The sequence below is a fragment of the Gilliamella sp. B3801 genome, assembly GCF_026536645.1.
In the GTDB taxonomy this organism is placed as follows: Bacteria; Pseudomonadota; Gammaproteobacteria; order Enterobacterales; family Orbaceae; genus Gilliamella; species Gilliamella apicola_I.
Genome location: NZ_JAFNNR010000002.1, coordinates 254,202 through 266,427, shown reverse-complemented (window position 1 = coordinate 266,427; position 12,226 = coordinate 254,202). Strand labels below are relative to the sequence as shown.

Sequence of the window (12,226 nt, the reverse complement as noted above, 5' to 3'; positions counted from 1 at the left end):
ATAAAAACCTCATTAATTAATGAGGTTTTTATTGTTATCTTTTATATTTAAAACCTAAGTTTAGGAACGATAACTCATTGTTAATAATATTGATTATTCATTACACTAAAAATGTATAAAAAGATAAATATAAAGTAAATAACCATCATTACAATAGAACAGATAAAAACAATAAGGTTGAATTTCCAATAACCATGTAAATTTTGAATAGCATAAATAATATCTTCTTCTCGTCCAAGAGTCGCTGTTTGATTAAATCCTTTTCCCGATTGAAACAGTTTGACCCCAGCTATAATTAACGGAACACCTACTATTGCTGTAATAATACCTAAACAAGTTAAAGAGCCACTAATGATTCCTAAAACCCCAAAAATTTGCTGCATCGTTCCCACAAATCTTAATTGTTTAAATAACAATTGGTTCATACTAAATGATATTATCTTATTTTCAGTTGTATTCATTTCTTTCCACTTTCTTTATTTATAGTTTGTATTTAAAAAGGAGCATAGAATATCAGTTTTATCATAGATGTCTAGGCGTTTTTCATCATAAATTACAAGGTTTAATTACTATTCATAATTGCGATAATATTTAAGATTTTTACATTTTAATCTTTATGTTTTGAGAGGCAAAATTAGGGAAAATACTTTTATATATAAAGAGTATTTAAATAATCACACTAAATAGTGTTTAAAGTTACTATAAAAAATTTATGCGTTAAAGTGAGTGATTAGTATTGACCTTTTGTAGGTTATCGTTATAATATAAATCGTCATTTCTTTAGTTTTGAAATGATACGAACATAGCGTTACTATGCAATTAAAAAAAATTTTTATTATGAAAAACGAACTTAAAAATTTTAAGTTAAAAGACCTAGGATGTGTCGCAGGATCATGTCTGTCAGGTCTCGAAATCAAAGTACTAGGCTATCGAGATCCTGAGACTAATTGTGAGTGTTATGGATTATTAGCTGAGTATTATGGTTTACCAATTCCTGGAACGCAAGTCTCAATTAGCGAAGAGACTTATAATGAAATTACCAGTAATTGTGACGACGACGAATCTGGATATGTTTTTACTAAAACTGCCCAAATTTGTAGATTGAATAAGCACGCAAAATTTGATATTCGTCCTTATAATTCATGATTTCATCCAATGAACCCCAGTTATTAATAACTGGGGTTTTTTATTGTATAATCAGAATGATAGTTCTAATAAGATTATGCTTAAATATTACAGGCTTTCTTAAATTAGTTATTTTTATAAATGATATTGACTTAATTCGATTATCTATATAATATAATCAGCAGTTAATTTTTAAAATTAACTAACTACAAAAGTATAATTTACCTATGCCTTAATGAATTTAAAACATAGTTTAATTCAAAAACTTTTAACGATGGCAAAAAAGTTCAAAACCAATGTTCATGAATTCAGAATCGGGAATATTCCTGGTTCAATTTTTAAAAACTTACAAATTCTAGTTTTTCGAGGTAAAACTTCCGAAAAAGGAGTGTACTTCAAATTGTGTGTTTATGTCGATGGAATGCGCATTAAACAAACAGAAACGATTATAACTGAACAAGTTTATCGGCAGAATTTTCAAAGTCATTTTGATTCTTCTATCCTGTTTTATAATGCGATGAAGTTGGTTGGATTCGACAAATTAGTGTTTGGAAGTTTAACAACGAATTAAATTTTAATTTAATTCAACCCCCCAGTTATTTATGTAACTGGGGTTTTGTTGCTTGATATCATCAAAAATTATTTAAATTGTCAATTATATTTTATTATTTAATCCAATACTAACTTAACTTAAAAATTATCTACAAGTTTTACGCAATTCACACCATTGCTCTTTCAATAAAAAAGCTATTTAATTACTGAAAACCTCTGATAACTTAATATCAAATCAAGCTAATAAACTAGCTATATAACCAGCACTAATGTTAATGACGTTTTGGCAGAAAGATAAATTAACCAAATAAAGGTATGATTAAGTATCGATCAATAAACTATGGAAGTTATATAAATAGTCATTACAAGATAAACAAAACAAAAAATGGCAAATTCTATCAAATCTTCTATTTTAATTTATTAAACAAAATTAGCATTCCCATAATTTTTATAACTGACAGTGGCGTTAGCGTTGCCTACTGTCTACATAAAACAGTTTTTGAGAAATAAATAATTTGAATTATATGAATTATCGGTATAATATAAATTCTGAGTTTTGTTAACTCCCATGTGAGGTGCACATATTAAACAAAAATAAAAATTTAAGAAATGAATGATTTACTATTTAAAGGCTTCTTATATGAAAGTCGTACAGGTGAAATCTCAGTAGCAGTTTATACAGATATAAATTCTACTTGTTATCGTATAGCCATAATAGGCTCGAAATCAGAACAAAGAGGTGAAAGCATTTTTGCCGACTATACTAAAGAAGAGTATGAGAAATTTATTTTATCTGTATGTCGGAAAAACAAACGATTATTAAAAGCTTATAAAGCTTATGGTTGTACATTAGAAATCGATGAAATTAATAAGCTTATCCGAAAAATGGAAAAAAGGGCTGAATTAAAAAGATTGATAGTGAGGTTCTCGATTATTGCTTTTAATGTTATTTGGATTTTATTGATAATTTTGTTATTGGGACTATTTTTTTCTTATATCTTTTAATTGTTCTAAACAGACCCCGGTAATTCAACTGGGGTTTTTTATTATAGTAAGCATGAATGATTTCAAGTGAGAAACATTTAACAAAATGTCACTTATATCAATCCAAACTAGTTAAGCGTAATCGAAAAAAATACTTTTCAAAAAAAGTGAATGATTATTCGACCGATTGAAAATAATGTTCAATCAAGACATATTTATTTAGTAGAAAGCAGGAATATTGTGATTTTCGTTATCAACTTTATGAGCTTTCTTAATTGATAATTTTTAAGGATGTTATTGACTTAAGTAGATTATCAATATAATATAAAAAAGTTAATTATTAAAATTAACTGACTACAAAAGTATAATTTAACTATGCCTTAATGATTTTAAAATTTTTAAATAATAAAAAAAATTAAATCATGCAAAAAAGAAAAAGAAGAAGTACAAAAAGAACAGTTCGCGAAATCGGAATGCTTTCGTGTTCAATGTTCCAAGCGGTGACAATCTCAGTTAATCGAATTGAAGAAGACAATCAATACTCGTTGATCCTTTGTAAGGATAGACAGCCCATTGAAAGAACGAAGGTTATTATAAGTGAACAAGTTTTTAAAGAAAATTTCGATAATTATGATGATCGATATACAAGGGTTGTTAAAACATTTAAGTTGTTTCCTTCTAATTCTGTTAAGATTGCCATCTATACAGAAATATCTTCTAGACTCAAAAAATTAAATTAGTTTAATTTTATCTAACCCCAATTTATTAATTTAGATTGGGGTTTTATTGTTTGATGTAAGTAGACATTGACATCAAATTATCAAAATTGCCAATCATATTGTATCTAATTAATCTAAAACAAACTTGATTTAAAACAGAATTTTATATACAAATTTTACGCAATTCACACCATTGCTCTTTCAATAAAAAAGCTATTTAATTACTGAAAACCTCTGATAACTTAATATCAAATCGAGGTGATAACCCGCTAACATCAAACGTAATAACATTGATGACGTTTTGGCTGAAAGATAAATTAATCAAGTTAAAATGTGATTAAGTATTGAATAAACTATTCGATGAACAAATAATGATGATAGTAGAATTGATTAAAATACATTAGGGATAAAAAAATATTGAAATTTATGATTATCGGTATAGTATAAAAACAGGTTGCTTTAATTCACAGTATTGAATTAAATACTACCTACTGGTGAGGTAATTCACAAAATTTAATTAATTAAAATCTTATTATGATGTTTAAAATTAACGGATTTCTATCCGAAAACAGTGAAAATGGAATATCGATAGCAATATTGATGAATCCAGATCGTTCGATGGTCAAATTAGTGGCAATGCGAAATGACGAAAAAATTGAAGGTACAACTGAAGTTGAATTAACTTCAGCGCGTTTTGATGAACTGATAGCTGATTATCCTGACATATCAAAACGTTTGTATCATGTCTTTGACATGTGTAAAGTGGACAAGGATTTATTATCACCAAGTGTAATTGTTCGAACAATAGCTAGGACTGATTCAAAATCTAAGAAATATTTACTAAGTAAGGGAGATCGTTTACATTTCGAATTTATGCTGATAATTGCTTTAGTTATGGCTTTGTTTTATTTGTTAGGTAAATGGCTTCATATTTTTTAGATAGAATTTCCTTTATCTGTCAAAAGTTTTTTAAGATCATCTTGAATTTAATTAATTGATCTAAATAAACCTCAGTTATTTAACTGGGGTTTTTTTATTACATTATTAAAACAAAAGTCTTGTTGAGGTCATACTTAGAATAAATTAAAGAGTAAATATGTGATCTAAAGCAATATTAAGGTAACTTAAGAATATTTCAAATCTAGTTTGTTTTAATGCTAATAGATGTTAATTAAAGGTTATGATTAATTGTTATTATTTGCAAATGAAAATGTATTTAGAATTTGTGTGTTATTATCAAAAAATCTTATTATAAGTTAAGAAAAATTGAAATATTTTTGTTATCGGTATAATATAACTATTGAGTTTCTTTTAACTCCCAGGTGTGGTACACACATTTTAAATCAATTAAAAAATTAAAAAATGAAACATTATGATTTTAAAGGCTATTTGCTCCTAGATAGTCAAAGTGAAATGTCATTAGGAATTTTTGCAAATGCAGATCTTACTATTTATCGCATAGTTTTAATGCGTGGAAATGAAATTGTTGAAGATTCACTTATTTTAGAAATGCCTAAAAAGCTTTATGAAGAGATTTTTTGTAAGGATCTTAATATTGCATGTAATATTTTTCATCAGTTCTATTTTTGTAGATTTGTGGTACATGTCAATTCTTCAAATTCAGAAAAAAAGGGGATAAAGCCGTTTTTATCGTCTTTACTTAATGGATTGAAAAGAGGTATGTTATTAATTATAGATACTTTTAAAAGAAAAAATAAGAATTTATAAAAGAATCTACAAAAAGAGATTTAAATTTCAAACACGAATTTGAACAATGTTGCGAACAAAAAATGGCTTCAGAGCAATCACTTTTACGTTATTACTAGTGATGATTCTGATTATCATGATGGCTACCTTAGTTTATTTGGCTTCTAAATCGTGTTAATTTATTTTTAATACTTTTTATTGATCCAAAAGAACCCCAGTTATCTAACTGGGGTTTTTATTATATAAAGCATGGTGAGTTTGAGAAAGGAACATTAAACAAAATATTCCATATACCCATCGAAAGTAGTTAGTAACGATCCCTAAAAATACCTTTCAAAAAAGTAAATAATGATATAAACAAATAAAATGATATTTAATAAAGATATATCTATATTTATAGAAAGTAATAATATTATGAATTGGACTAACAATATTATAGACTTATTCAATTCATAATTTTTAATCTTTTTATTGATTTAAGTCGATTATCTATATAATATTAAATAGAATTAATTTTAAAAAAATTAATTTACTACAAAAGTATAATTTACCTATACCTTAATGAATTTAAATTAATAATTAATTTTAATTACAAATTTATGAATCAAAAAACAAACAACGACAAGAAATTAATCGAATTCGGATATATTCCTTGTCTAAATTTGCCAGAAAGAATTGACATCTTCATTTATGAAATCGAAGAAACTGAGATGTACTTATTGGTACTTCGTATTAATGGAAATCCCATTAAAGCAACAGTAACGATAATAAGTCAACAAGTCTTTAATGACCATTTATCTGGTATTTCAGGTCTTGAATTGTTTGATGAAACAGTGAAGTTGTGTAATGTCTTTACATGCTTAATAGTCTTTCTTAAAAAGTTATATTATGTTTAAAAATTAAATTTTAATTTTAATTTAATTCACCCCCCAGTTGTCGATCTAACTGGGGTTTTTATTGCTTGACTTAAGTAAAAGTCGTCATGGAATAATTTAAATAGTCTATTATAAAATATCTCATCAATCCATAGCTATCTTGATTTAAAACTGAAGAATTATTTAAAAGTTTATGAAACTCACAACTCCCTTATTAATAGAGAGCAAAATATTATAAATTCAAATCTCAATATTATAGGCTTTATTAACTAATAACTTTTATAAGTGTTATTGACCTAATTTGATAATCTATATAGTATAGAATAGAATTAACTTTTAAAATTAATTTGCTACAAAAGTATAATTTATCTATACCTTAATGAATTTAAATTATTGTTAAATTTTAATATTAAACTCATGAAAAAAAGAAGTGACGGCAAGAAATTAACCGAATTAGGTTATATTTCCTGTCCAAATTTGAAAGAAAGAATTGACATCTTCGTTTATCGAATTGAAGAAATTAAGAAGTTCTTATTGGTACTTCGTATTGATGGAAAAACAGTTAAATCAACAGAAACTACGATAAGTGAACAAGTCTTTATTGACAATCTAGCGGGTGATTTTACTCTTGAAACCTTGTTTGTTAACGCTGTGGGATTGTGTAATATCAATGCACGCATGATACTCTTTCTTATAAAACTTTCTTCTGTTCTCAAAAATTAAATTTTTAATTTATTTTACCCCTCAGTTATTGATCTAACTGGGGTTTTTATTGCATGATATAAACGAAAATCGTCATGAAATAGTTAAAATAATCAATTATAAAGCATTTAATCAATCCAGAGTCATCTTGATTTAAAACTAAAGAATTATTTAAAAGTTTATGAAACTCACAACTTCCTTATTAATAGAGAGCAAAATATTATGAATTCAGATATCAATATTATAGACTTTCACAATTAATCACTTTTAGGAATGTAATTGACTTAATCCGATTATCTATATAATCTAATCTAGAATTAATTTTTAAAATTAATTTACTACAAAAGTATAATTTACCTATGCCTTAATGAATTTAAAAATTTTATTAACTAAAAAATAATTAAATCATGAAAAAAAGATTTAGACGTATGCCTAGAGGAAAACCTGAGTACGGTTGTTTTTCTAGTGAAGAGGTAAAAGGATGTGAAATCTTAGTTTATAGTTATTTCCCTGACTTAGAATACTCATTGGTTCTTCGCTTTGATGAAGATATCATTGTTAGTGAAACTGAAACTTTTATAAGTGAAAGTGATTATTCTGATAATTTCAAAGATTATTTTGATTCTTATACAAAGTTTCATATTGCATTGAAGTTGATGAAATTAGATTTAAATAAGATTCGTGATTTACATCAAACATGGTCTCAATCCAAAAAATAAATTAAATTTTTAATTTATTTTACCCCCCAGTTATTGATTTAACTGGGGTTTTTATTGAATGATATAAGTGTTCATTGTCTTGAAATTATCAAAATTATCAATCATATTGCATCTAATTAACCCAAAGTTACCTAGATATAAAAAATAAAATTATCTACAAATTTTACGCAATTCACTTCACTCCTCTTTCAATAAAAAAGTTATTTGATTAGCTGAAAAACTATGACTAATTAAAATCAATTGAGATGATAACTGGGTAATACAGTTAATATTAACACTGATGGTGTTTTGATAAAAAGCTAAATTGATTCAATATAGTTTAATAAACTAACTAAAGAGATAAAAAATTATTACTGTAGAATTAAGTAAAATACATTATGGAAAAAATATTGAAATTTAACGATTATCGGTTTAATATAGAAACAGGTTAGCCTAACTCACAATGTTGAGTTAATAGCTACCTACTGGTGAAGTAATTCACATAATTAATTAGTTAATTAATCAATATTTTTACATTATGTCATATAATAAAATTATCGGATTCTTATTCGAAAACAGTGAAAACGGAGTATCAATAGCAATATTGATGGATCTTGATCGTTCAATTGTTACATTACTACCAATGCGAAACGGCGAACGAATGGCAGGAACTAGCGAACTTGAATTAAGTTTAAAGCATTTTGATAAACTGATTGATGATTATCCTGATCTAGAGAAACGTAAGTGGTATGTCTATCTCTTATGTGGAGTGGGTTACGTTAATTTATATCCTGAAATATTTGATCAAATCAAAAATGAAATTAGTTCAAATTCTAATGATCATCTACGGACTCAAATTAAATTCGTAGATAAGCTTGCAAATACTTTGGCGTTTATTATCCTAATAGGATTAGTGTGTATTGCTGTTTATCTTATAGGCAAATTCGCACTTGCTGTATTAGTGTATATTTTTGACCATTTGAAATTTGATTAATCTAATCAAATAAACCTCAGTTATTTAACTGGGGTTTATTGTTAAAGTTTGTTCTTTCATAAATAGTTATCATTATTGCGCAACAAATTAAAATTCTATAGCAAATAAAGACTACGATGAATAAATAGATTGCTCGTATAAATATGATACTTTTAATAAATTTATGACTTTTAATAAGTAATCTTTTAAAGATTTAACAAACCTATTGATTTAATTAAATAATATAATTTTATAAATTAAAATCCAATATAACAAGATAAATAACAACTTAAATTATGCACTTTTTGTTGATACTCTTCTGAATTAAACACAAACCCCTAACATCATTGTATACTATGTTTTATGATAGAATATATGTTAAGTTCATAACTTAATTACCGCTTTAAATTTGGTACATTAATGAAATCAACACTAAATAAATTTTCTGTAGCGTCCATGCTCGATTGGACCGATAAACATTGTCGGTATTTTCATCGGATATTGACCAAACAAACTTTACTGTATACCGAAATGGTAACAACAGGAGCAATCTTATTTGGTAAAGGGAATTACCTTGATTTTAATGTCGATGAACATCCTATTGCTTTACAACTTGGTGGAAGTGATCCCATCGCATTAGCACAGTGCGCTAAATTAGCTCAACATCATGGTTATGATGAGGTAAATCTTAATGTTGGCTGCCCTTCAGATCGCGTTCAAAATGGGATGTTTGGTGCGTGCTTAATGGGAAATGCTGATTTAGTGGCTAAATGTGTTGCGTCAATGCAAGAAAGAATTGACATCTTCATTTATGAAATCGAAGAAACTGAGATGTACTTATTGGTACTTCGTATTAATGCAAATCCCATTAAAGCAACAGTAACTATAATAAGTCAACAAGTCTTTAAGGACCATTTATCTGGTATTTCAAGTCTTGAATTGTTTGATAAAACAGTGAAGTTGTGTAATGTCTTTACACGCATAATAGTCTTTCTTAAAAAGTTATATTATGTTTAAAAATTAAATTTTAATTTAATTCCCCCCAGTTGTCGATCTAACTGGGGTTTTTATTGCTTGACTTAAGTAAAAGTCGTCATGGAATAATTTAAATAGTCTATTATAAAATATCTCATCAATCCAAAGCTATCTTGATTTAAAACTAAAGAATTATTTAAAAGTTTATGAAACTCACAACTTCCTTATTAATAGAGAGCAAAAATATTATGAATTCAGATTTCAATATTATAGACTTTCACAATTAATCACTTTTAGGAATGTAATTGACATAATCCGATTATCTATATAATCTAATCTAGAATTAATTTTTAAAATTAATTTACTACAAAAGTATAATTTACCTATGCCTTAATGAATTTAAAAATTTTATTAACTAAAAAATATTTAAATCATGAAAAAAAGATTTAGACGTATGCCTAGAGGAAAATTTAATTATGGTTGTTTTTCTAGTGAAGAGGTAAAAGGATGTGAAATCTTAGTTTATACTTATTTCCCTTACTTAGAATACTCATTGGTTCTTCGCTTTGATGAAGATATCATTGTTAGTGAAACTGAAACTTTTATAAGTAAAAGTGATTATTTTGATAATTTCAAAGATTATTTTGATTCTTATACGAAGTTTCATATTGCATTGAAGTTGATGAAATTAGATTTAAATAAGATTCGCGATTTACATCAAACATGGTCTCAATCCAAAAAATAAATTAAATTTTTAATTTATTTTACCCCCCAGTTATTGATTTAACTGGGGTTTTTATTGAATGATATAAGGGTTCATTGCCTTGAAATTATCAATCATATTGCATCTAATTAACCCAAAGTTACCTTGATATAAAACTAAAATTATCTACATATTTTACACAATTCATTTCACTCCACTTTCAATAAAAAAGCTATTTTATTAGCTGAAAACCTATGACTAATTAAAATCAATTGGGATGATAACTGGCTAATTCAGTTAATATTAACGCTGATTGCGTTTTGATTGAAAGCTAAATTGATTCAATATAGTTTAATAAACTAACTGAAGAAATAAAAAAATGATTACTGTAGAATTGAGTAAAAAACCTTAGGTATTAAAAAATATTGAAATTTCAGAATTATTGGTTTAGTATAAAATTAGGTTAGTCTAATTCACAATGTTGAGTTATATAACTACCTACTGGTGAAGTATTCACAAATTTAATTAATTTATTCCATTATGTCAAATTTTGTAATAATCGGATTTTTATCCGAACAAGAAGAAGAGGGAGTATCAATAGCAATATTGATGGAACCTGATCGTTCGATTGTTAAATTAGTAGCAATGCGAAACGGCAAGAAAATTGAAGGTACTATTGAAGTTAAATTAACCTCAAAGGATTTTGATAGACTGTTATATGATTATCCAGATCCAACAGAGCGTAAGTATTATGTCTATGGCTTGTGTAAAGTAAATAAAAATGTATTATATCCTAATACGTTTCGTACTGTACCGAGAAATCATAGAACGCTAGAACATGTATTTATACATATACTCTTCCTTATTTGTATATCTGGAATTCTGGCTTGTTTACTCTTTGGTTTAGGTAAATTTGTTCTATATATAGTAGAATTATTTTCTTGGCCATAGTTTTGGAATTTTATTAATTCAACAAAATAAACCTCAGTTATTTAACTGAGGTTTATTATTAAAGTTTGGTCTTTCATGAATAGTTATCATTATTGCGCAACAAATTAAAATTCTATAGCAAATAAAGACTACGATGAATAAATAGGTTACTCGTATAAATATGATACTTTTAATAACTTTAAGACTTTTAACAGGTAATCTTTTAAAGATTTAACAAAACTATTGAATTAATTAAATAACATATCTTTATAAATTATCAATCATATTGCATCTAATTAACCCAAAGTTACCTTGATATAAAACTAAAATTATCTACAAATTTTACGCAATTCATTTCACTCCTCTTTCAATAAAAAAGCTATTTAATTAGCTGGAAATCTATGATTAATTAAAATCAATTGGGATGATAACTGGGTAATACAGTTAATATTAACGCTGATGGTGTTTTGATAAAAAGCTAAATTGATTCAATATAGTTTAATAAACTAACTAAAGAGATAAAAAAATTATTACTGTAGAATTGAGTAAAACAGTTGGGGGATTAAAAAAATATTGAAATTTAACGATTATCGGTCTAACATAAAAACAGGTTAGTCTAATTCACAATGATGAATTATATAACTACCTACTGGTGAAGTAATTCACATGCCTAATTAAAAAAATTGCATTATGTCAGATTGTAAAATCATCGGATTTTTATCCGAAAACAGTGAAAGGGGAGTATCAATAGCAATATTGATGGATCCTGATCGTTCAATTGTTAAATTAGTAGCAATGCGAAACGGCGAACAAATTGAAGGTACCATTGGAGTTGAATTAACTTCAAAGCGTTTTGATAGACTGATAGATGATTATCCTGATCTAAAGAAACGTAAGTATCATGTCTATGGCATGTGTAAAGTGGATTACAATGTATTATATTCTGATACATCTGATGAAACCACAAATGAAATTAGTTCAAATTCTAATGATCATCTACGGATTGAAAATAAAATCGTCGATGCACTTGCAACTACTTTGGCGTTTCTTTTCATAATAGGATTAGTGTGTATTTCTGTTTATCTTATAGGCAAATTCGCACTTGCTGTATTAGTGTACATTTTTGACCATTTGAAATTTGATTAATCTAACCAAATAAACCTCAGTTATTTAACTGGGGTTTATTGTTATAGTTTGTTCTTTCATAAATAGTTATCATTATTGCGCAACAAATTAAAATTCTACAGCAAATAAAGACTACGATGAATAGATAGGTTACTCGT

Annotated in this window: 12 protein-coding genes and 1 pseudogene; 12 read left to right on the top strand and 1 reads right to left on the bottom strand. The window is 26.5% G+C overall.

All coding sequences use genetic code 11. The annotated features are described in order from the left end of the window. Positions 1-80 precede the first annotated feature (80 nt). Positions 81-461 carry a DUF5362 family protein gene (locus J3U14_RS02610; RefSeq protein WP_267350715.1) on the bottom strand — a complete coding sequence of 127 codons (381 nt, stop codon included), beginning with the start codon at positions 459-461 and terminating at the stop codon, positions 81-83. 352 nt (positions 462-813) lie between these two features. Between J3U14_RS02610 and J3U14_RS02605 the strand changes: the two genes are divergently transcribed. From J3U14_RS02605 to J3U14_RS02550, 12 genes and pseudogenes are all read left to right on the top strand, one after another. Continuing rightward, positions 814-1,146, top strand: a complete 333-nt coding sequence (locus tag J3U14_RS02605) for a hypothetical protein (protein WP_267350716.1) — start codon at positions 814-816, stop codon at positions 1,144-1,146. Between the two features lie 253 nt (positions 1,147-1,399). After that, entirely contained in the window at positions 1,400-1,696 is a 297-nt protein-coding gene (locus tag J3U14_RS02600) for a hypothetical protein (RefSeq protein WP_267350718.1), read from the top strand. A gap of 590 nt (positions 1,697-2,286) precedes the next feature. Continuing rightward, on the top strand, positions 2,287-2,682 hold the full coding sequence (locus J3U14_RS02595) for a hypothetical protein (RefSeq protein WP_267350720.1): 396 nt from the start codon (positions 2,287-2,289) through the stop codon (positions 2,680-2,682). A 1,232-nt stretch (positions 2,683-3,914) separates the two neighbouring features. Further along, positions 3,915-4,319, top strand: a complete 405-nt coding sequence (locus J3U14_RS02590) for a hypothetical protein (protein WP_267350721.1) — start codon at positions 3,915-3,917, stop codon at positions 4,317-4,319. Positions 4,320-4,742: 423 nt separating this feature from the next. Then, a complete protein-coding gene (locus J3U14_RS02585; protein WP_267350722.1) occupies positions 4,743-5,108 on the top strand; it encodes a hypothetical protein in 366 nt (121 codons plus the stop codon). A gap of 1,271 nt (positions 5,109-6,379) precedes the next feature. After that, entirely contained in the window at positions 6,380-6,685 is a 306-nt protein-coding gene (locus J3U14_RS02580) for a hypothetical protein (protein WP_267350724.1), read from the top strand. A gap of 386 nt (positions 6,686-7,071) precedes the next feature. Continuing rightward, on the top strand, positions 7,072-7,383 hold the full coding sequence (locus J3U14_RS02575) for a hypothetical protein (protein ID WP_267350726.1): 312 nt from the start codon (positions 7,072-7,074) through the stop codon (positions 7,381-7,383). Between the two features lie 640 nt (positions 7,384-8,023). Next, complete coding sequence (locus J3U14_RS02570) at positions 8,024-8,356, top strand: hypothetical protein (RefSeq protein ID WP_267350728.1); 333 nt, start codon at positions 8,024-8,026, stop codon at positions 8,354-8,356. A 399-nt stretch (positions 8,357-8,755) separates the two neighbouring features. Beyond that, a pseudogene (locus J3U14_RS11715) lies at positions 8,756-9,139 on the top strand (tRNA-dihydrouridine synthase); the annotation flags it as partial. 604 nt (positions 9,140-9,743) lie between these two features. Beyond that, a complete protein-coding gene (locus tag J3U14_RS02560) occupies positions 9,744-10,055 on the top strand; it encodes a hypothetical protein (protein ID WP_267359626.1) in 312 nt (103 codons plus the stop codon). A gap of 498 nt (positions 10,056-10,553) precedes the next feature. Next, positions 10,554-10,964 carry a hypothetical protein gene (locus tag J3U14_RS02555; protein ID WP_065558183.1) on the top strand — a complete coding sequence of 137 codons (411 nt, stop codon included), beginning with the start codon at positions 10,554-10,556 and terminating at the stop codon, positions 10,962-10,964. A gap of 669 nt (positions 10,965-11,633) precedes the next feature. Then, positions 11,634-12,089: a hypothetical protein gene (locus J3U14_RS02550; RefSeq protein ID WP_267350733.1), complete on the top strand. Its 456-nt coding sequence runs from the start codon at positions 11,634-11,636 to the stop codon at positions 12,087-12,089. The last annotated feature ends 137 nt before the right edge of the window (positions 12,090-12,226 follow it).

Excerpts from the sequence above, each read along its gene's own strand:
- J3U14_RS02585 (WP_267350722.1), top strand. The coding sequence starts at position 4,743 with ATGAAACATTATGATTTTAAAGGCTATTTGCTCCTAGATAGTCAAAGT.
- J3U14_RS02580 (WP_267350724.1), top strand. The coding sequence starts at position 6,380 with ATGAAAAAAAGAAGTGACGGCAAGAAATTAACCGAATTAGGTTATATT.
- J3U14_RS02570 (WP_267350728.1), top strand. The coding sequence starts at position 8,024 with ATGGCAGGAACTAGCGAACTTGAATTAAGTTTAAAGCATTTTGATAAA.
- J3U14_RS02575 (WP_267350726.1), top strand. The coding sequence starts at position 7,072 with ATGAAAAAAAGATTTAGACGTATGCCTAGAGGAAAACCTGAGTACGGT.
- J3U14_RS02600 (WP_267350718.1), top strand. The coding sequence starts at position 1,400 with ATGGCAAAAAAGTTCAAAACCAATGTTCATGAATTCAGAATCGGGAAT.
- J3U14_RS02555 (WP_065558183.1), top strand. The coding sequence starts at position 10,554 with ATGTCAAATTTTGTAATAATCGGATTTTTATCCGAACAAGAAGAAGAG.
- J3U14_RS02595 (WP_267350720.1), top strand. The coding sequence starts at position 2,287 with ATGAATGATTTACTATTTAAAGGCTTCTTATATGAAAGTCGTACAGGT.
- J3U14_RS02590 (WP_267350721.1), top strand. The coding sequence starts at position 3,915 with ATGATGTTTAAAATTAACGGATTTCTATCCGAAAACAGTGAAAATGGA.
- J3U14_RS02610 (WP_267350715.1), bottom strand. The coding sequence starts at position 461 with ATGAATACAACTGAAAATAAGATAATATCATTTAGTATGAACCAATTG.
- J3U14_RS02560 (WP_267359626.1), top strand. The coding sequence starts at position 9,744 with ATGAAAAAAAGATTTAGACGTATGCCTAGAGGAAAATTTAATTATGGT.
- J3U14_RS02550 (WP_267350733.1), top strand. The coding sequence starts at position 11,634 with ATGTCAGATTGTAAAATCATCGGATTTTTATCCGAAAACAGTGAAAGG.
- J3U14_RS02605 (WP_267350716.1), top strand. The coding sequence starts at position 814 with ATGCAATTAAAAAAAATTTTTATTATGAAAAACGAACTTAAAAATTTT.